The organism is Candidatus Sericytochromatia bacterium (assembly GCA_035285325.1).
In the GTDB taxonomy this organism is placed as follows: Bacteria; Cyanobacteriota; Sericytochromatia; order S15B-MN24; family JAQBPE01; genus JAYKJB01.
Genome location: JAYKJB010000051.1, coordinates 13,142 through 33,568 on the forward strand (window position 1 = coordinate 13,142; position 20,427 = coordinate 33,568).

Sequence of the window (20,427 nt, forward strand, 5' to 3'; positions counted from 1 at the left end):
GGCGGGGGGCTGACCCCACGCGGGCTGCGTGTTAGCATGCCCGTTATTACTGACGTTCACCCGGACATGTCCTTCATTTTCATATAAGGAGCCCCTCGCTTGCGTCTGCTTGGTCGTGTGTCTGTTTTTCCCGTGCTTCCTGCTCGCATCGACGGTTTGAGAGAGCTGGCCGTCAACGTGTGGTGGGTCTGGAATCCTGAAGCTCAAGCGCTTTTCAGCCGGCTGGACGAGGCCCTCTGGCAGCGGGTCTACCACAACCCGGTTCGTCTGCTCAGCGAGATCGAGCAACGCCGTCTCGATCAGGCCTCCCACGATGAGGCCTATCTGGCGGCCTACGATGCCGTTCTGTCGGCCTTCCGAGCCTACATCGACAACCGCGAGACCTGGTTCCGAACCACCTATCCAGCCTACGTGGGCAAGACCGTGGCCTATTTCTCGGCCGAGTTTGGCCTGCACGAAGCGCTACCTATCTATTCCGGCGGCCTCGGGATCCTGTCCGGTGACCACTGCAAGTCCAGTAGCAACCTCGACATCCCTTTCGTGGCCGTGGGATTGCTTTACAACCAAGGCTACTTCCGTCAGCAACTCCGCGCCGATGGCATGCAGGAGGCGCTCTACGACAAGCTCAATTTCTCCGAACTGCCGATTGTCCCGGCGCGGGGCGCGGACGGTCAGGACGTCGTGATTCAGGTCGAGCTGCCGGGCCGCCTGGTTTCTGCGAAGGTCTGGAAGGTGTCGGTGGGGCGCATTGCGGTCTACCTGCTCGACACCGACATCGATCGCAACACCCCGGAAGACCGCCGTTTCAGTGCCCAACTGTACGGCGGCGACCATGACATGCGCATTGCGCAGGAAATCATCCTTGGCATCGGGGGCGTGCGCGCCTTGCGGGCGCTGGGCATCGAACCGGCCGCCTGGCACATGAATGAAGGCCACTCGGCCTTCCTGGGGCTGGAGCGGATTCGCGAGCTGGTGCAGCAGCAGGGCCTGTCCTACAACGAGGCGCTGGAAGCAGTGGCGGCCAACACCATCTTCACGACCCACACCCCGGTTCCGGCCGGCAACGACGCGTTCTCCTTCCAACTCGTGGAAAAGTACTTCAGCCGGTTCTATCCGCAGCTGGGCATCGGACGCGAGGAGTTCCTGTCGCTGGCTCGCCACGATGCGCACGGTGGCCAGGGGATGTTCTCGCTCTCCGTGCTGGCCCTGCGCCTGTCGCGGCAGGCCAACGGGGTGTCGGCTCTGCACGGCGTGGTTTCTCGCAAGATGTGGCAGGACCTCTGGCCGGGCGTTCCGGCGGATGAGGTGCCGATCGGTTCGATCACCAACGGCATCCACACCGAAACCTGGATCGCGCCCGAATGGCGCGGGCTGTTTAGCCGTTCGGTCGGCCCTGATTGGCGGGATACGCTGGCAGATGCCCCGCGTTGGGAGGCAATCCGGACCCTTCCCGACGCGGAGGTGTGGGCGGTTCGTCGCTCCTTGAAGCAAAAGATGATTGGCTTCCTGCGGCAACGTGCTCGGGTCTATCGGGTGCGCGTGGGCGACAGCGTGTCGCGCGTGCTCGAGGCTGACACGATGTTCGATCCGGATGCCCTGACGATCGGTTTTGCGCGTCGCTTCGCCACATACAAGCGCGCCACCTTGATCTTCCGCGACGTGGCGCGCCTGGCGGCCATCCTGAACGACCCCGACCGCCCGGTTCAGCTGATCTTCTCGGGCAAGGCCCATCCGGCTGACATGCCGGGCAAGGAGTTCATCCAGGCCGTGGTGCGCTATGCCAAGGACCTCAATTTCTCCTGCCGTGTGCTGTTTGTCGAAGACTACGACATGAACGTCGCGCGTCATCTGGTGCAGGGCTGCGACGTCTGGTTGAACAACCCGCGGCGCCCCCTCGAAGCGTCGGGCACGAGCGGCGAGAAGGCTGCGGCGAATGGCTGTCTCAACTTTTCGGTGCTCGATGGTTGGTGGTGTGAAGGCTACAATGGCGTCAATGGCTGGGCCATTGGCGAGGAACGCGAATTCGCGGACCCGGATGAGCAGGACGAGGCCGATGCGCTGTCGTTCTATCACACGCTCGAGAACGAGATCGTTCCCCTGTTTTATGACCGCGATGCCGATGGCATTCCGCACGGCTGGCTGGCGCGCGTGAAGGATGCGATCGCCACCTTGACCCCGCGCTACTCGACCCATCGCATGGTCCAGGATTACGTGCGGAATCTGTACATTCCGGCAATCGACCACGGAGCGCGCCTGGCCGGCGACAGTTTCGCCACCGCCAAGCACTTTGCTGATTGGAAAACCGGCATTGGCTTCCACTGGCATCAGGTGCACGTGGAGGTTCAGCCACTGGAACTCGAGAAGGTTCAGGTCGGGGAACCGATCGACCTGTCCGCCCGGGTCAAGGGGGGCGGAATCGGGGCCCAGTATCTCTCGGTGCAACTGTATCAGGGGCGGGAACAGGGGGGCGCCGTGACCGATGTGCGCGTCGTTCCGATGTCGCTCTGTGAGACCGCGGCGGATGGCTCGATGGTGTTCAAGGGGGCCTTCTCGCCTGAGCGGGGTGGCTCGTACATCTATGGGGTGCGGGTGCTGCCCTCGCATCCGGGGATGCTGCATCCTCAGGAACTCGGCCTGGTGCGCTGGGCCTGAACCGGGGCGCGCGGAAGGCGCCATCCGCGCGCGTTCAACGCCATGGCAGGCCAGGCAACGACGCCTGGCTTGCCGCACAAGAGTGTGGAGGGATCTCAACGTGGAGGCCACATCGGGCCAGCTGGCCAAACAGGCGGTCGAACTGCAGGGAATCGACCATGTCGAATTCTGGGTGGGCAATGCCAAGCAGGCGGCTTACTTTTACTGCCACGCCTTCGGTTTCCGCGTGGTAGCCTACGCGGGGCCGGAGACGGGCGTCAAGGACCGGGCCAGTTACGTGCTCCGGCAAAATGACATCATCCTCGTGATGACGTGTCCGCTGGGCCCTGAAGGGCCGGTGGCCGACCATGTGCGATTGCACGGTGACGGGGTGCGGGACGTGGCCTTCCGCGTTCGCGACGTGGACGGGGCCCACGCGGCCCTGCTGGCGCGCGGCGCCCGCTCGGTCGAGGCCCCTCAGTCGTTCGAAGGCCCTGGCGGTTCGCTTCGGCGTGCGGCGGTGGCCACCTATGGCGATACCATCCATAGCCTGATTGGCCGCGAGGACTATGCCGGGGTGTTCTTGCCCGGCTACGAGGCGCGTGCGCCCCACGAGCCGACCCCAGGAGGGCTCGGGCGGATCGACCATGTGGTCGGGAACGTGGGCTGGAATGAGATGAACCACTGGGTTCAACAATACGTGGAGGTCTTTGGTTTTCATCCCTTCGTGTCATTCGACGACAAGGACATTTCCACCGAGTTCACCGCCTTGCGGTCGGTGGTGGTGGCGAACCCGGCCGAGAACATCAAGATGCCCATCAATGAGCCGGCCGAGGGCAAGAAACGTTCCCAGATCGAAGAGTACATCGATTTTTATCGTGGGCCGGGGGTCCAGCATCTGGCCTTGACCACCGCTGACATCGTCGGCACCGTGGCCCGCTTGAAGCTGGCAGGCGTCGAGTTCCTGGAACCGCCGGCGTCCTATTACGACCAGTTGGCCGAACGGCTCGAAGGGATCGATTTCAAGGAGGACATCGAAGCCCTGAAGCCCCTGGGCATCCTGGTCGACCGCGATGAGAAGGGCTACTTGCTGCAGATCTTCACCAAGCCGATGACCGACCGCCCGACGCTCTTTTTTGAGATCATCCAGCGCAAAGGCAGCGACAGCTTCGGCAAGGGCAATTTCAAGGCCCTGTTTGAAGCGATCGAAGCGGAACAGGCGCGACGCGGCACCCTCTGAGGGGGCCGTCCGCTCGTCCTGCGCTTCCACCGATCAGGCCCCGTCAAGCGTGGGGTCGCTCGCTCCGCCGCGCGATCTTCGCAATGCTGACCGCCGGCTGCCCTTAAGTTCAGATGAAGGGCAGCCGGTCTTTCCTGGCCGTCTGTGTAAAATGATCGTGAATTCAGACAGGCTCGCTGCGGGGCGAGCCGACAAGGCCTTCCGAGGTGAGCTGGGGGGCGGCTGACTGTGGGTCCGCCGTCACGCGTGAGCACGAGGTACCGACCCGATGACGGGCCCCATCAACAAGCCAGGCACGGCGCCGCTCAGCCCCCACGTTCGCTTGCCCGACGGCTCCATGGCGGGTGCCGGCACGCCGCCGCCCGGCCGCGAGGAAGCCGGTTCGCGCGATGCCTCCCAGGCCCGCGCCCGTCCCGGAACGGCGCGCCTCAACCCCGTCAACCTCGAGGCCCTGGCCATTCCGGAAACGCCGGCCCCCGCGCCCGCGGCATCGGACCGGCTCTCTGCCTGGGCGACGGAAAAGGCGTCCCAGGTTCAGGCCTCCGTCACGGAGCTCGCGACCACGGCGGCTCAGGCCGCCCGCGGCGCCGGGGAACTGGCCCGCGCCGGGGTTAACGCCGTGGAAGCCGGGATCGAGGAGGTGCGTGCCTCGCGGCGCGCTGGGCAGGACCTGTGGGATTCGGTGCGCGACGGCGTCGGCGTTGGGGGAACGGTCTTCTACCGACAGGCGATCGATCCGCTGCTGGACCGCAGCGTGCTCGGTGCGGACGACCAGTTTCCAGATGCCGGCGTGGGGGCGCTGGGGCCCGTCCTGACCCGTCGTCTGGGGATGGGGGAGTCGGTCGACCTGAAGGTCGAGGCCGGGGTCACCCTGCCGACTGAACTGGTTGGAGCGCCCAACATCAAGCTGGATCGGGGGGGCACCCTCCGCCTCAAGCGGGTTTCGGCGCTCGATGAGAACAACCAACCGGTGCTGGACCCGCGCACCGGACAGCCGGCGACGCGGCTGGAGGTTTCTCTGATGGCGGACAATCGAACGGCCGCTGCCTATTCTGCCAGTGTCGGTATTTCGCTGGGGGTCAAGCTGGGCCAGGAGACACTGGGGGTGCATGCGGAGGCGGAAGCCGAGGCGGAGGCGGGCCTCACCGGCCGCGTCGAGATCAAGCTGCAATTCGACCCCGAGCGAGCCGACCAGATGGTCGGGCTGACCGCCGTGATGAAGCAACTGGCCGGCCGTGCGGCGCTCGCGCAACTGCCAGGCGCCGACGCCCTCACGCAGCAGTTGAGTCCTGAACAGACCCAACAAGGCCTGCGGCGGGCCGCGGTGCAACTGGAATCGATCTCCGGCTCCGGCGGCCTGTACCTGGCCGCGTCGGCTCGGGCGCGGCTGGCGATGGGCCTGGACAGCGTGGACAAGTCCAGAAAGACGCCTCCCTCCGCCGCGTCCGAAGCGCCTCCCAGCCCCTCTGACGAACCTGTGGGGGGCGCGGCGCGGCTCGCGCAGCAGGCGCGCTCGGCGGTGGCGGACCAGGCCGTGGATGCGGCCAAGGAGGTCTTGAACGAGAGCCTCGTCAACCTCGCGGCCGACCTGGGAGGGCGCGTGGAACAGGCCGTCGAGCAGAACCTGCGCACGGGCACTCGGACCGTCTCCATTTCGGTTGAGGGGCGCCTCAAGGGCAGCGCCCAAGTGGCCCCACTGGCCGGTGGTGCCGGGTTTCAGGGCAACCGCTCGCTGGCTTTCGAGTTTAGCCGGTCGGGCGAGCTGTCGGGCGTTCACGTTCGCCAAACCGTGACGCGGCAGGAGTTTCTGGCGCTTCGGACAACCCTGGAAGACCTCTACGGTCGTCCCCTGGATGATGGCGCCATTCTCAAGATGGGCACCGCCGACACGGTCGAGATCAACTTTTCTCTCCGTCCGGAGGTGCTCGCCCAGTTCAAGGAGCAACTGACGAGCGGTCGACCGGATGAACTCGCCAGGGCCGCCGGCACCATTCTGAAAGCGGGCATTGCCAAGGACCGCTTCCTGCTCCGGCAGGGAGACATCAAGGCGATCCAGCGCGAGGAACTGTCGCTGGGCGCCGCTGGACAGGTTTCCCTGCTCGGCAAACTTCGCGTGAGTGGGCAGGCCACCCTCGGCCATCAGCAAGAGACAAGGATCTGAACCCGCCATGCTGACCAACCACGGGCACATCACGGTCCAGACCGAGCGGGACTTGACCAGCGGGGCGACGGCCTATCTCTTGCCGTTCAGCCTCGTGCCGGTCATCACGGCTGCCGGTCCTGCGCCTGGGCACTTGCGGGTGGCCGTCGGCAAGGAGGGGCGAGTGCGGGAGGTGCAGGCCGCGCTCACCGCTCGGGCGGCTCAGCTGGCTCCGGTGGCCGACGTGCTCGCGCGCGTGGCCAGCTTCGAACTGGATCCCGGCATCATTGAGAAGCTGCCGGGGGAGACGCCCATGACCCTGACCTTTGAACTCGACCGCGCCGGGTTGGACACGCTGGCCGGCCTGATCGTCAAGGGGCCGGAGGGTTTGGGTGTATTGCTGGATGCCCCGGTTCTGGGGGATGTGTTGGCGTTCCAGCTGGTCGATCTGCGCGTCGGGGGATGACCCGGCAGCGGCGCCCGAGGCGTTCGGGCCCAGCTGCCTGACTCGGCCGTCGCAATTAGACGCTCCGGGCCGCCTCCTCGTATTCTTCGAGCATGCGCGTGACCAGCGCGAAGCCCTTCTCCCAGAACGCTGGGTCGCGGATATCGATGCCAATGCGGTCCAGCAGGACCGTGGCGGGCGCAGAGCCGCCGGCCGCGAGCAGGGTGTCAAGTTTCGGCACGAAGGCTTCCCCCTGCTCCTGGTACATCTGATACAGCGCATAGACCAGCAGTTGCCCGAAGGCATACGAGTAACAGTAAAATCGGTACTTAACCAGGTGGGGGATGGTGATCCAGCCCCACTGGTCGTGAGCTTGGGTCTGCACCACGTCGCCGTACAGGGCCCGGTTCAGTTCTCCCCACAGGGCAGAATACTGCTCGGTCGAGACCACGCCGTCGCGACGCAAGGCGTGGGCGCGCTGCTCCCAGCGCGTGAACATCACCTGCCGCATGACCGTTGAAATGGCATCCTCGACGCGGGTGGCCAGCAACTGGAGTCGCACGGCCGGATCGCGCGCTTCCTCGAGCAGGCGGTTCAGCGTCACGAGTTCCGCAAACGTGGAGGCCGTCTCGGCCAGCGGGGTGATCGGGTAGTAGTTCAGCAAGGTCTGCGCCTGGCCGGCCAGCAGGAAGTGGATGCCGTGGCCCAGCTCATGCGCCAAGGTCAGGACATCCTGAAGCGTGTGGGTGTAGTTCAGCAGTACATACGGATGAAGTCCCGGTGACATCCCGGAGCAGAAGGCTCCCCCCTGCTTGCCCGGAGCGGGCGGCACATCGATGTAGCGACCCTCGAAGAAGGCCCTCGCCAGGTTGGCGTGGCGAGGGGAAAAACGTTGCAGGGCGTCGAGGACGATCGCCTGCCCCTCGGCAAACGGTACGTGTTCCTCCTGGGCGCTGTAGGGCGCGAGGACGTCGTGGGTGGCGAAGTCGGGAATGCCGAGGACCTTCGCCTTGGTGCGATAGTAACGCTGAGCCAGTCCGTAGTGGGCCTCCGTGGTCGCCATCAAGGCTTCGACCACCTCGGGCGCCAGGTCTTCTTCCAGCAAGGTCGGGGCCATCGGGTCCTGGAAGTGCCGCATCGCGATGCTCTGGCGATGGTCCTCGAAGACGGTGTTGAAGATGTAGGTCAGCACGTGGGCCTGATCCTGATGCGCCCGGAACAGACCAGCGCTGGCACGCTGCCGCATGTCTCGGTCCGGTCCGCTGCGCAGGGCCCGTGCCTCGGCGATCGTCACCAGGCGACTGGCTTCCGGGGTGCCCACCTCGACCTTCATGTTGGCCGTGATCTCCACGTAGAGCTGCGTCCAGGCTTGCACCCCGGTGGTGTTCTTGATCGCACAGAGGCGTTCCTCCGCGTCACTCAAGGTATGAGGGGCGTGGCGTCGGACGCGTTCGAGGTAGTAGTGATAGAGATGGAGGTCACCGGCCCGCAGGTGGGCGGCGAAATGCGCCTCGGGCGTGGCTTGCAGTTCGATCTCGATGAATTGCAGATCGGCGTGGGCCTCGGTCAATGCCGTGCGCACCTTGGCGTACAAGGCCTTGCCCGCCTCGTCCTGGGAATTTTCGGAGAACGTCAGCGACGCGAAAGCACCGAGCTGGCTGATTCGGCCGCTCCAGGCTTCATAGCGCTGAAGCAAGCGCAGCAGCTCGCCGGGAGTCAAAAGCGCGACCCGGCCGAGGTATTCCTGCCGCAGCGCCTCCGCCTCGCGGCGCATCGCGGCCAGATCGGCCTGCAGGGCCGGGTCATCCTTGCTGGCATACAGATGCCCGAGGTCCCATCTGAGCTGCTCTGGGGGCGACGAAAGGGTGGACATGGGAGGACCTCCGAACGGCCGGCACGGTGTCGAGCATACCCTCGTCGGTGCGGCCTGGGCTGTTGGTGTCATCACGCCACGCCTCCAAGCATCCCGCCGCGTCTCCAAGCATCCCGCGCGGAGACCTCTCGCCCCAACAATCGGCCAGGGCCGGGACGCCCGCGCCGATCAGGGGCCGGAAAAAGGCTCACCCAGGCCTGGGAAACTGCGGGTAACCGGGCGCACCGGGCATTGGAGGTGACGCCAGGCACGGGCCAGACCGATCACGGCCACGGCGTCGGCAATTTCTCCACGCATGGCCATCTCGTGCGCTTCAGCCAATGGAAGACGCCGGATCGCAAGGCGTTCTGTGCCTTCCGGGGCGGCTTCCCCTTGCGTCAGTTCCTCGGCCAGGAAGATGCAGCCCAACTCATCGGTGCAGGAATTGGACAGGGAAAATTCGCCCAGGTAGGTCCAGCGTTGCGCCGTCAGGCCCGTTTCCTCCCGCAGTTCGCGCTGAGCGGCTGCCAGGGGAGATTCCTGCAAAGGCCCACCGCCTTCCGGGATCTCCCAGGAGTAGCAACCCAGCGGATAGCGCCACTGGCCCACCAGAAACGTGTCCCCCTCGGTCGTGACGGGAACGACGCCGATGGCGCGGTTCTTGAATTCCACCACCCCGTAGGTGCCCGGCTGTCCATCGGGCCGGGTGACCTCGTCCTCCCGGACCCGCAGCCACGGATTCTCGAAGACCGTCCGTGAGCCGTGCCGCACCCAGGGGTTGTCTTCCGCGAGCATGGGAGCCTCCGAGCGAGCTTGTCAGCTTCTGAGCGCGACCATCTTAGCACGTCCCACGGTTGGCTCCGTGCCGCGCACACAGCGTTTCGCCCGTTCGCCCCGGCGTTGACCGGCGGCGCTGGGCTGGTTATCCTGCAGAACCCGCCTCGCTGGTGGACGTGAGGGGGCTGCTTGAAAGGCGTTGCATGTCCTGTCATCCCTCCGCCCCGGTCTGGTTGGTTGGCGCTCGCTGGCTCGACCCGGCCGGTGCCTGGCGTCAGGAACCGCTGGCGGTGGCCGCCGGTCGCATCGTGGCCATCGGCGGCGAGCCTCAGGGCCAGGTGCGGGACCTCGCGGGGCACTGGCTGGTGCCTGGCCTGATCGAGACGCACATTCACGGCATGGGGCATGACGATGTCGCCGATGCGACGATGCCGGCTTTGGCCCGTATGGCCCAGGCGTTGGTGCGCTACGGCGTGACGTCGTGGCTGCCGACCACGGTGGCCTGCGCCCCCGAGGCGCTGGCGGCCACCTTGCGCACCGTGGCGGAGGCCCAGGCGCTGGCCCGGAACCCGGCGGCCGACTGGCCTGGCGCGCTGGTGTTGGGCGCTCACCTCGAATCGAATTTTCTGGCGCCGCGTTTCAAGGGCGCGCAACCCGCCGAGTGGTTGCGTCCGCCCGACGATCCGGGGTTGCGGGCCCTGCTTCGCGAGCATCGCGAGGCGATCGCCCTGGTGACCCTCGCGCCCGAACTGCCGGGAGCCCTGGCGCTGATCGAGACCCTGGTGGCCGATGGGGTGGTGGTCTCGGTGGGCCACTCGGATGCGACTCATGATCAGGTGCTGGCCGCCGTGGCGGCCGGGGCCAGCCGGGTGACCCACCTCTGCAACGCCCAGCGGGGCTTTCATCACCGCGAGCCCGGGGTGCTGGGGGCCGCCCTCGTGTGTGATGACCTCTATGCCGAGGTCATCGCCGACCTCCATCACGTCCACCCGGCGGGCCTGGAGATCGCCCGCCGCTGCAAGGGGCCGGGCCGTCTCCTGCTGGTGTCCGATGCGCTCCGTGGCACCGGCCTGCCGCCGGGTGAGTACGAACTGGGCGGCCAGACGACCCGCCTGGATGGGCAGGTGGCCCGGCTGGCGGACGGGACGATTGCCGGTAGCGTGATCACGCTGGACCGGGCGGTGAAGCACGTACACGCCCACACCGGTGCGACCCTGGCAGAGGCGTTTGCCATGGCCTCCGCGGTGCCGGCCGAATCGCTCGGCCTGCCGGACCGCGGCCACCTTGCTCCCGACATGCGGGCCGACCTGGCCGTCTTCGACGCCGACCTGCGCTGCTGCCTGACCATGGTCGGTGGTCGGATCGTCTACGAGGCCGGGCAGGCCTAGCCTCTGCTCCCCCGAGACAGCACGGCGCCAAATGGAATTGGCCACTTCTGTGTTGGGGGCTGCCCTGCTCCTGCCTATACTCGGCCCCATTCGGCCCCCGGCCGGCCAGCCAGAACCTCCCGCGTTGGGGGTTCGAGACGCTCCTGAGGTCTCCGTCACCGCGGAGTCGGGAGTGAGATGGGGAGGAAACCATGGCATACCGTCACTTCGCGCTGATCCTGGTCCTGGCCGCGTGCTTCGCGCATCCGGCTCCGGCGTGGGCCCAGGGGCAGGAGCCCTCGGGATCGGCGTCCCAAAAAGAAACCGGCGAAACGCCACCCAATGCGATCCGGGCTGACCTGATTCGGAGTTTCCCCGACACCATGATCGCGGACCTGCCCAGCGGGCACTGGGCCACCCACGCCACGCAAGTGGCTGTCGCCAATGGGGTGTTGCCGCTGGAGGAAGGGGAGTTCCGGGGCGATCGCCAGATTGTGTTCGCCGAGTTGCATCAGGCCCTGGCGGCCCTGGTGGTCACGGCGGAAAACGTCGCCGCCAAGGGCATGATTCCCGAGCTCAGGGCCGCTGTGGAGGCCGTCCCTCAGGTGGAGCAACCGGTCAACCGGATCCAGGTCGCGGAGGCCACTTCTCGCTTTCTGGACGCGGCCAATCAGCACGGCCTGATCGCCCTGGCGGAGCCCGGCATGACCGCTCCCCTGTTCAAGGACCTGGCGCCGAGCGTTCCGCCCTCCGTCACCTCGCTGGTCGACACCTACAAGGTGATGACGGGCTACAAGGACATGACCTTCCGGCCTCAGGAAATCGTCACGCGCTACCAGCTGGCGGCGATCGCCACCCAGATTCTCGACGACATGCGGCGCGCGCCGCTGGCCCAGCGCCCGATCGAGGCACCGCCGACCGTGGTGGTGGTGCCGGAACCCGTGGTGCCCGAACCGGTGGAAAAACGCCCCTCATTCCGGGCCAACGCGCCGGTGGCCCTGACCTGGCAAGCCCTGAACTATGGCAGCGTGCTGAGCACGACGCCCACCCTGTCGGTGATTCCAGTCTCGGGCATGCTGACTGGCTATGCGGGCCCGCTGATGCTCCAAGGCGTGGGAAACTTTCGCTATGACATCTTTGGCAACAATGGCTTCGATTCGGAGTTGCGGCTCGGTTACGGTGACCTCAAATGGGGCGGGCTGCAACTGATTCCCTACATCGGGGCCAACCTCGGCCTCGGGGCCAGCCTGCCGGGCCAGAGCCCGCTGGCGACCTACGTGGGCGGCTCTTACGGCGGCATCGTGAGCGCGCTGCCGATGGACAACGTCGAGATCTGGGGCAACCTGGGCCAGTCGACCCTGCTGGCCGGGGGGCGCTGGGGCCAGAATTTCCAGTCGCTCGGGGCGCTTTCGACCAGTGGCACCTTGCTGACCAACTACGGGTTCGGGGTCGACTACTACGTGACTCCCAACATGGCCCTGACCTTCGGCATGAACAACTTCCAGTTGCCGGCTGATCTGCAGGTGGCCCAGACCGGGCTGTCCGGCACCACGCTCGACACCTTGGGCGGGAACGTCGGCCTGGCCTTCGGTTTCTGAATTCGGCCTCATCGGCCGGGCTCGTCGGACGGGCCCTGCGCCGCGAGGGAGCGTCGGCCCGGCCCCTGTGCGCCAGGGCCGACGCTCCCGTACGATGGGGGGATGGAACCTGCCGTCCCCCCATCGTCTGGCTGCTCGCCGCGAACGGCCCTGTTCATCGATGCCGCCTATCTCGACAAGCTCTGCACGGGGCCCTGGGCCCACGGCGGTGCGCCGCTGGCCTTGGATATGCGCCGCTTGCCCGCGCTGCTGAATGACGGCGTGCGGCCCTGGCGGGTGTTCTATTACCACGCCCTTCCTTGGCGTTCCGACCCCCCGCTGCCGGTCGAGGAGGCTGTGTTCGCGCGGCGGGCGGCGTTCGTCGCGTTTCTGGCACGCGATCCCCGCTGGGTGCTGCGGGAGGGGCGTCTCGAGCGCCGGGGCGGGCGTCGCCCGGGGGATTGGCTCTACGAGCAGAAGCGGACCGACGTGCAGATCGCGGTGGACCTCGTCCGCCTGGCCTGGCGCGGAGAGATCCAGCGCGCGGTGCTGCTGACCGGCGACAGTGATCTGCTCCCCGCGGTCGAGGATGCCCGGGCGGCCGGTGTCCACGTCAGTTTGCGCTATGCGCCGGGCCATGTGCACGCTGATTGGCTCAGCGCCTGTGATGCCGGCGAGCCCCTGCTCGAAACGCAGGTTCGGCAGATTCTCAGGGCACCTCGCTCGCCGGCCTGACGTGGCGCCCGCGATCGTGGCGGGTTAGAATTTTTCAGCAGATGGTCTGCGACCCGGAGGAAACGACATGGCTCACGCCCGCTACAGCGGTGTTCTCTTGCACCCCACCTCACTCCCAGGCGGTCACGGCATCGGGGATATGGGCCCCTCGGCCTACGCCTTTGTCGACTGGCTGGCGCAGGCCAATCAGCGCCTGTGGCAGGTGCTGCCGCTGGGCCCCACCGGCTATGGTGACTCCCCCTACCAGTCCTTCTCCGCCTTCGCGGGCAACCCCTTGTTGTTGGACCTGGACGCGTTGGTGGCCGCCGGCTGGCTGTCGTCCGTTGATCTGAACGACGCCCCTGCGAACGGCGATGCGATCGACTACGGGCACGTGGTCTGGTTCAAGTCTGAGCGTCTGAAACAGGCCTATGCCGGTTTTCAGGCGCATGCCTCGGCAGACCAGCGGGCCGAACTGCAGGCCTTCTGTCGGGCCGAGGCCGCGTGGCTGGATGAATTTGCGCTTTACCAGGCGCTGAAAGAGGCGCACGGTGGGGCTTGCTGGAACCAGTGGCCCGCTCCGCTCGCCCGGCGCGAGGCCACGGCGCTCAAGAAGGCGCGCGCCGCCCACGCGCCCGCGATTGGCTATCACCAGTTTGTTCAGTGGCAGTTTTTCACCCAGTGGGCGGCCCTGCGGGCGCACGCCCAGCACAAGGGCGTGCGTATCGTGGGCGATGTGCCGATTTTCGTGGCCTTCGACAGTGCTGATGTGTGGGCCAACCCGTCGCTCTTCCATCTCGATGACAACCTCGCGCCGACCGTGGTGGCCGGTGTTCCGCCGGATTACTTCAGCGAGACCGGCCAGCTTTGGGGCAATCCGCTCTACCGCTGGGACGTGTTGGCCAAGAAGCGTTACAGCTGGTGGATCGCCCGGATGCGCCAGGCGCTGCAGCTCTACGACATGGTTCGCCTGGACCATTTCCGCGGCTTCGAGGCGTACTGGGAAGTGCCGGCGGGGGAGCCGACGGCCGTCAACGGCCGCTGGGTGCGCGGACCGGGTGCCAAGCTGTTCGCGGCCCTGCGCAAGGCTCTGGGAGACGACCTGCCGGTGATTGCGGAAGACCTGGGCCTGATCACCCCGGAGGTGGAGGCCCTGCGTCTGGCCTTCGACTTGCCCGGCATGAAGATCCTGCAGTTCGCCTTCAGTGGTCCTGGCCACGCCTACTTGCCGCACAATTACGATCACAACTGCGTCGCCTACACCGGCACGCATGACAACGACACCGTCCGGGGCTGGTTCGACAGTGCCTCCGAGGCTGAACGGGGCTTCGCCCTGCGCTACCTGGGGACGGACGGGCCGGGCTTCCCGGCCGCCATGGTGCGGGCCGTGCTGGCCAGTCCAGCCCGCATCGCGCTGGTGCCGGCGCAGGACCTGCTGGGCCTCGGCAGCGCCGCGCGCATGAACACGCCCGGCCTGGCCTCGGCCAACTGGGCCTGGCGCCTCTTCCCGGACCAGTTGAACGGGGAGCTGGCCCACTGGCTGGGAGACCTGACCTACCTCTACGGCCGCACGCCCGAGGCTGAGATTGAAGTCGCCTCGCCCGAGGTGGAGGCGATGGTGGTCCACGCCGTCTGAACCGTGCCCTGGTAACGGGCCCCTGGGTTGTCAGGGGCCCTCTGGAGACCTTGATGCCCATCGCTCGCATTCCCTTTCAATCGCCGCCGCCCTTCGACTTGCCGGAGGCGTTCGCCGAACCCCTCACCAGTCTGCCCGTGCCCGAGGCGGCCGAACGCGCCTTGGACCTGCTGGGGCAACTGGAAGCGGGGGACGTGATGGCCTTCTTCGCGCCGACGGCCGACGGGGGCGTGCGTGTTCTGGCGGCCCGCGCCGGCAGCCCGTTGGGAGAGCTCGCCCTGGCGGCCTGGCCGGCGGAATCGGCCCAGGCCCATTTCAGCGAGACCCCGCCGGTGCTGGCCGAAGCTCAGGTTGCCCAGCGGCCGCTGCTGTGCATGGGGCAGCTGGACGAGGCGGAGGCCCCGGCCTGGTCATCGCCCCTGCAGGCTTACTTCCGGGCCGAAGGCTGGGGGGCGCAGCTGGGTTTCCTGTATGTGTATCCCTGCCAAACGGCTGCCGGGCGACCGGTCGGGGCGCTGTGGGTGCATCGCGCGCTGACCGCGGGCCCCTTGAACCATGACCAGCCCGCCATCGTGGCGGCCGTGGCGAGTCTGCTCTGTCGCGATCGCCTGCAGGAGGTGGCCTCGTGAAGCAGCACGCGCCCGGTTTTCTGGCCCTGGTCGAGGACGCCAAGTCACGCGTTCGCGAGATCGAGGTGACGGCTTTCCTCGCGCTGAGGGACGGTGCGGACGCCCCCGCTCTGATTGATGTCCGTGAGGATCATGAATGGGCCCAGGCGCATGCCACCGACGCCCTGCACCTGAGCAAGGGCATCATTGAACGTGACATCGAAGAACGCTTCCCCGACCACGATACGCCGCTGGTGCTCTATTGTGGCGGAGGCTTTCGTTCGGCCCTGGCGGCCGATGCGCTGCAGCGGATGGGCTACCGCAATGTGCTGAGCCTGGCGGGGGGCTGGCGGGCCTGGCAGGCTGCCGGCGCGCCGATCGCCACGCCGGAGCGCTGAGCGCGCCACGCGGGTGATGATGCGCGTAAAGAGGGCGATGGCGCTCGCTTGGCTGATCTGGGGGGCCAGCGCAGCGCCCGGCTGGGCGCTGCAAGCGGATCCCCGTCGCAGCCACGTCGATGCGCAGGCGCCTGCACTGGCGCCCAATGTCTGGGGACGGGCGCCGCTGGTGGGCGCCACTGACCGGGCTGGTCGGATTCAGCTGTGGGCCTCGGCTTCCTCCATCCAGACCGGCAATGTGCTCTACGATGCTTTCCTGCGACGAGCCCTGGCGCCGCGCATTGCGGTCTTCACCTCCCCCGTCGGCAACCTGGAGCGGATTCGAGGGGGCCAACGCAGGCGCGTGGACGCCCTCGCTCAGGTGGGACCGGCTGCCCTGGAACTCCCGCTGACCCTGCGCCTGCGTGGAACGACCCAGGGACTCAGCCTGAACACCTATGTCACGGTTCCGCTGGCGCCCTTCGGGGTGGTCAATCCGCTGGGTGGGACCCCGGGACAGGTGCGCGTCGCCGTCTCGGCTTACTTTCCTCACCCGTCCCAGCCCTGATACGCGCCAAAATTTTCCGGTCGCCACCTCCACGGGAGGTTCGGACAGGCCTCCTGGCCAAGCCCGCGCCAGGTTCGGACGGCTCGAGGCCGAAGCGTTTCGGGGCCCGTCGCGGGAGCTTGAGCCCGGTATGGGTGGTGTCGCGCCTTCCCTGGCGGTGCTTCGGGGCCCGATGGTATGATGGACGCCTGTAGTTTAAAGTAAAATTAAATTAACGTGAAGCAAAGGCAAAGAAGGGAAGGAAATCTGCCCATGTCCGCCGCCCCGTCCACCCTCTGGCAACAGGTCCAGGGGTATTCCCGCGCCTTCTGGTTCGCGAACTTCATGGAGTTCGTCGAACGCTGGGCCTACTATGGCGTGCGTCTCTCGCTGGCCCTGTACATCGTGGGGGCGGCCAATCTGGGGGGCCTGGAGTTCAACCACATTCAGAAGGGCAATATCTACCTGTGGTGGGCTGTGATTGCCTCGTTCCTGCCCATGTTCACGGGTGGCTTTGCGGACCGCTACGGTTACAAGAAGACCATCGGCGTGGCGATCGCCCTGAAGATCGTCGGCTACGCCTTGATGGCGACCCAGCGCGAGTACTGGTCGTTCTTCTCTGGTTGCTTGTTGCTGGCGGCCGGCACCGGTCTGTTCAAGCCTGGCGTGCAGGGCCTGATCGCGCATAGCGTGGCGGGCCGAAACGCTTCGGTTGGCTGGGGCATCTTCTACGAGCTGGTCAACGTCGGGGCCTTCATCGCCGGTTTCACCGTCGACCCGCTCAAGGCCTGGGGCGGCTGGTCGGCCATCTTCGCCTTCAACACGGGGTTGGTGGCGCTGAATTTCCTGCCGCTGTTCATGTTCAAGGAGCCCGATGTGCAGCGCCCGGCGCCCTATGAGCGCTGGCAAGATGGCCTGGCCGAGGTGGGCCGCATCTTCGTCACGTCCTTGCGGGATATTCTGCAGCCGCGGCTGGCCGTGTTCATTCTGGTGTTCAGCGGATTCTGGTTCTCGTTCCACCAGTTGTTCGACCTGCTGCCCAACTTCATCGACGACTGGACGACCGTCGCCAGCACCCCCAGCCTGTTTCACTCGCGTGAGGGCGGGGTGGATTCGGCCCAGATTCTCAATCTGAACTCCGGCTTGATCATGGTGTTCATGATCCCGGTGGCCTATGTGGCTTCGCGCTTCCAGCCGCTGGTGGCGATCTGCATCGGCATGTTGGCGGCGATCGCCGGCATCCTGATGGCCGGAATGACCCAGCTGGGCACCCTGGTGATCGGCGGAGTGGCAGTCTTTACGCTCGGCGAGATGCTTAGCAGCCCGCGCACCAAGGACTACATGGGCACGATTGCGCCGCCGGACAAGCGCGCGCTGTTCATGGGCTACGGCGAGGTGCCGAGCGGCTTGGGCTGGGCCTTGGGTTCGATCTTCGCGGGTAACTTCTACGAGCATCACGGCGACAAGGTCAACTTCGCGCGGGCCTGGCTTCAGTCGCAGGGCGGCATGACGCCGGAGGCGGTCGCGGCCATTCCCAAGGAAAAGGTCATGGAAACCTTGGCGGCCAAGGCGCAGCTGACGATTCCGCAGGCCACGCAGATGCTCTGGAACCTGCATCATCCGCAGGTCATCTGGTACTGGATCGCGGGGGTCGGGGGCGTGTCGCTGGTGGCGATGGTGATTTACACCTACGTCCTGGCGGCACAAGACCGGCGTCCGGGCGGAGCTTCGAGCGAAGTTCCCGGGGCCGCCGCGTAGCGGCCCCACCGGCATCGGCTGCCTTCGCCCGCAAGCTGGACGGGCGAATCACGCGATGGAGGCTCCCACGACTCGTGGGGGCCTTTTTTTTCGGGTGGCAGCGGGGTGTCGCCTTGGGGCACCTCAGTGCCACGGGGGACAGTTGGGCGCTCGGATCGGTTGATCTGAAATCTGTCAATGGAATTGTGTGATACACATCTCTGATCTTGGCCCGTTCATCTGCCAGTTGTGTACACATCGACTTGATTTGCGGCGAAATGCCGGAAATGATCTTGTGATCAGGATCTCCAGATCTGAGCCGATCAGTCCAGATCAAACAAGCCCCATGATCTGGTCAGAATTCCAGCCGTCATGGTGGGGTTGTGTGTTACATAACCCCGCGTTCGTCCGGGGGGCCGGCCAGCCAGCGGCGCACCTCGTCGCCGAAGGGCCCCGGCCCCGTCCCGCCCGAGAGTGGCGGTTCCGCCGGGGTCGCCTCACGGCGCGTGCCCACCCGAACGTCGGGCAGGTGCGCCAGTTGCACGTCCGTCAGGCGGTACTGTTCCACCACCAGACTGAGCCGCGCCTCGTAAATGTCCGGCGCCCCCGCGTCCACCGGGGTGACCTCATGGCGCAGTTCGCCGCGGAAGGTCACCAGGGCACCCTCGCGCGGCGTGACGGTGGCCTTCAGACGCTGGCCCTCATAGAGCTTCAAGTCACCCCCACGCAAGCTGGGGGGCACCTCGAGGTACAGCACGGAGACGCTGCGCGGGGTGCGCACGCCCGGGATGTGGCTGCTCAGGCTCAGGTCGATGTGCGGGGCCACCCCGGCGCCGTTGGTGATCAGCAGCGGGTTGAGGAAAAACGCATTGCATTCCGGACGCAGGGCGGCTTCGAAGAAGGGCGCAAAAGCCGGAAACTGGGTGATGACTTCATCCAGCTGGCTGCGGCAGAAGGCGACGGAAAACCCATAGGTGCCTGTGAATCGCTGGTTGAGGTTGCTGGCGCCCATCAGGGGCGAGTTCAGCACGGCACGCCGGATCTCCGCCACCTGCTGGGGAGCCAGGGGCGCTGCTTGTAAGCGGTAGTGACGGAAGCGCCCGAAGCGCCAGAAGCCTTGCATGGGTCAGATTCCTATCCTTCATCGTACCCCACTGCCTGCGAACTCGGCGTGGGAAGGCATCACCGACGACGCAATGGGCCACGCCGTGAGAGGCATAGCGACGCGCCGGGTGTCGTATCATGGAGAGGTGAGGGGAGCGGCATGGCAGAAGTGACCCTGGCACCAGGCGTCTGGGTGTCGGAAGATGCGTTGACCTTCCGGGCCTCCCGCAGCGGCGGGCCCGGGGGCCAACACGTCAACAAGGTGGCCTCCAAGATCGAGCTGCGCGTGGCGCTGGCGGCGATCGACGGCCTGCGCGACGACGCGCGCGCGCGCCTCGCCGACCTGGCCGGCAGCCGCCTGCTGGGGGACGGCACGCTGGTGATTGTGGCGCAGACCTCCCGTCACCAGCTGGCGAACCGGGAAGCGGCGCTGGAGCGTATGGCGCTGCTGGTGCGCCAGGCTCTGGTGCCCCCGGTGCCGCGCAAGGCCACCAAGCCCACGCGCGCCAGCGGCGAACGCCGCCTGGCCAGCAAGAAGAAGGAAGGCGCCAAGAAGCGCCAGCGTGGGGGCGGTTATGACGACTGAGAGGGGGGGCGAGGCCCCCGCCAGCGAGCATCCGGCACGCCAGCGGGCGCGTACGCCGCTGCGCCTCGGCTCGCTGGTGCTGCACAGCCGGGTCATGCTTGCGCCGATGGCGGGCATCTGCGACAGTCCCTTCAAGCGCGTCGTGCGGCGTTTTGACCAGGCCAGCTTGCTCTCGACCGAGCTGGTCAACGGCGAGGCCTGGCTGCGAGGCCATCACGAGATGGCGCAGCGCATGGTCCTGCATCCCGACGAGTCTCCGGTGGCCATCCAGCTGTCGGGACACGACCCGGCCTTCCTGGCGGCCGCTGCCGCCAAGGCCGAAGCCGAGGGCGCCGACCTGGTCGACCTCAACTTCGGTTGTCCCGCGCCCCACCTGGTCAACTCCCGTAATGGCGCGGCCCGACTGCGCTATCCGGACGAAGCGCCCGCGATCTTCGAGGCCGTGCGCCAGGCCGTGCGCATTCCCGTCACGGTCAAGATGCGGCTGGGCTGGGATGCCGACGAGTTGACGGGCCTCGCGATCGCCCGCATGGCGGAGGCTTGTGGCCTGGACGCCGTCTGGGTACACGGCCGCACCAAAGTGATGGGCTACGGCGGGCAGGCCGACTGGACGGCGGTTGCGGCCTTCAAGCAGGCGCTCACGATTCCGGTGATCGGGAATGGCGACATCCTCACGCCGGAGGATGCCTGGGAGCGCTTCACCAGCTCCGGGGTCGATGCGCTGGCGATCGGGCGCGGGGCCATGGGCAATCCGTGGATTTTCAAGCGTGCCCAGCATTTTCTGGCCACCGGCGAGTGCTTGCCGGAGCCCACCCTGCTCGAGCGGATCGAGGCCTGCCGGCTGCAGTGTCGTCATCTGGTCGAGGAGATGGGCGATCGCCTCGGCGTGCCGGAATGCCGCAAGCACGTGGCCTGGTTCGTGAAGGGCCTGCCTGAGACGGCCTCGTTGCGTGCGGCCGCCAACGCGGCCACCTGCCTGAACGAGCTGGAAGCGGCCCTCGACCGCTATCTGGAGGCCCAGCCGGATCGGTTGATCACCGCGCGGCGGGAGCTCTGGGGCGAACTGGTCGATCCCAAGTGGATGCGCTA

17 protein-coding genes are annotated in these 20,427 nt (G+C 66.7%); 14 read left to right on the forward strand and 3 right to left on the reverse strand.

Annotated features, from left to right (window positions below; all coding sequences use genetic code 11):
- Positions 1–99 precede the first annotated feature (99 nt).
- The 4 genes from glgP (at position 100) to VKP62_06675 (ending at position 6,477) form a co-directional block, all read left to right on the forward strand.
- Positions 100–2,652, forward strand: a complete 2,553-nt coding sequence (glgP, locus tag VKP62_06660) for an alpha-glucan family phosphorylase (protein MEB3196870.1) — start codon at positions 100–102, stop codon at positions 2,650–2,652.
- 100 nt (positions 2,653–2,752) lie between these two features.
- Positions 2,753–3,871 (forward strand): 4-hydroxyphenylpyruvate dioxygenase, encoded by a 1,119-nt coding sequence (gene hppD, locus VKP62_06665; protein MEB3196871.1) that lies wholly within the window; start codon positions 2,753–2,755, stop codon positions 3,869–3,871.
- A gap of 268 nt (positions 3,872–4,139) precedes the next feature.
- Complete coding sequence (locus tag VKP62_06670) at positions 4,140–6,032, forward strand: hypothetical protein (protein ID MEB3196872.1); 1,893 nt, start codon at positions 4,140–4,142, stop codon at positions 6,030–6,032.
- A gap of 7 nt (positions 6,033–6,039) precedes the next feature.
- Positions 6,040–6,477, forward strand: a complete 438-nt coding sequence (locus VKP62_06675; GenBank protein ID MEB3196873.1) for a hypothetical protein — start codon at positions 6,040–6,042, stop codon at positions 6,475–6,477.
- A gap of 55 nt (positions 6,478–6,532) precedes the next feature.
- Here the strand turns inward: VKP62_06675 and VKP62_06680 are convergent, their stop codons facing one another.
- Positions 6,533–8,329 (reverse strand): M3 family oligoendopeptidase, encoded by a 1,797-nt coding sequence (locus tag VKP62_06680; GenBank protein MEB3196874.1) that lies wholly within the window; start codon positions 8,327–8,329, stop codon positions 6,533–6,535.
- 168 nt (positions 8,330–8,497) lie between these two features.
- Positions 8,498–9,103 (reverse strand): NUDIX hydrolase, encoded by a 606-nt coding sequence (locus VKP62_06685; protein ID MEB3196875.1) that lies wholly within the window; start codon positions 9,101–9,103, stop codon positions 8,498–8,500.
- 185 nt (positions 9,104–9,288) lie between these two features.
- Between VKP62_06685 and nagA the strand changes: the two genes are divergently transcribed.
- The 8 genes from nagA to VKP62_06725 all read left to right on the forward strand — a co-directional run bounded on the left by nagA (position 9,289) and on the right by VKP62_06725 (position 17,669).
- Complete coding sequence (gene nagA / locus VKP62_06690) at positions 9,289–10,473, forward strand: N-acetylglucosamine-6-phosphate deacetylase (GenBank protein ID MEB3196876.1); 1,185 nt, start codon at positions 9,289–9,291, stop codon at positions 10,471–10,473.
- A 191-nt stretch (positions 10,474–10,664) separates the two neighbouring features.
- The gene (locus VKP62_06695; protein ID MEB3196877.1) at positions 10,665–12,050 is read left to right on the forward strand and encodes an S-layer homology domain-containing protein; all 1,386 of its coding nucleotides are present in this window, start codon (positions 10,665–10,667) and stop codon (positions 12,048–12,050) included.
- 102 nt (positions 12,051–12,152) lie between these two features.
- Complete coding sequence (locus tag VKP62_06700; GenBank protein ID MEB3196878.1) at positions 12,153–12,764, forward strand: NYN domain-containing protein; 612 nt, start codon at positions 12,153–12,155, stop codon at positions 12,762–12,764.
- Between the two features lie 67 nt (positions 12,765–12,831).
- Positions 12,832–14,379 carry a 4-alpha-glucanotransferase gene (malQ, locus tag VKP62_06705; GenBank protein MEB3196879.1) on the forward strand — a complete coding sequence of 516 codons (1,548 nt, stop codon included), beginning with the start codon at positions 12,832–12,834 and terminating at the stop codon, positions 14,377–14,379.
- Between the two features lie 53 nt (positions 14,380–14,432).
- Positions 14,433–15,008, forward strand: coding sequence for a hypothetical protein (locus VKP62_06710; GenBank protein ID MEB3196880.1), 576 nt, complete (start codon positions 14,433–14,435; stop codon positions 15,006–15,008).
- Positions 15,005–15,385: a rhodanese-like domain-containing protein gene (locus VKP62_06715; GenBank protein ID MEB3196881.1), complete on the forward strand. Its 381-nt coding sequence runs from the start codon at positions 15,005–15,007 to the stop codon at positions 15,383–15,385. Before VKP62_06710 ends, VKP62_06715 begins: the two co-directional genes overlap by 4 nt.
- 37 nt (positions 15,386–15,422) lie before the next feature.
- The gene (locus VKP62_06720) at positions 15,423–15,932 is read left to right on the forward strand and encodes a hypothetical protein (protein ID MEB3196882.1); all 510 of its coding nucleotides are present in this window, start codon (positions 15,423–15,425) and stop codon (positions 15,930–15,932) included.
- A 252-nt stretch (positions 15,933–16,184) separates the two neighbouring features.
- Positions 16,185–17,669 carry an MFS transporter gene (locus VKP62_06725; protein MEB3196883.1) on the forward strand — a complete coding sequence of 495 codons (1,485 nt, stop codon included), beginning with the start codon at positions 16,185–16,187 and terminating at the stop codon, positions 17,667–17,669.
- Between the two features lie 367 nt (positions 17,670–18,036).
- Here the strand turns inward: VKP62_06725 and VKP62_06730 are convergent, their stop codons facing one another.
- On the reverse strand, positions 18,037–18,771 hold the full coding sequence (locus tag VKP62_06730) for a 2OG-Fe(II) oxygenase (GenBank protein MEB3196884.1): 735 nt from the start codon (positions 18,769–18,771) through the stop codon (positions 18,037–18,039).
- A gap of 141 nt (positions 18,772–18,912) precedes the next feature.
- Here VKP62_06730 and arfB point away from each other — a divergent pair, with 141 nt between their 5' ends.
- Positions 18,913–19,338, forward strand: coding sequence for an alternative ribosome rescue aminoacyl-tRNA hydrolase ArfB (arfB, locus tag VKP62_06735; GenBank protein MEB3196885.1), 426 nt, complete (start codon positions 18,913–18,915; stop codon positions 19,336–19,338).
- The coding region (gene dusB, locus VKP62_06740) for a tRNA dihydrouridine synthase DusB (GenBank protein MEB3196886.1) at positions 19,328–20,427 on the forward strand (1,100 nt) is incomplete at its 3' end. The genes arfB and dusB, both read left to right, overlap by 11 nt.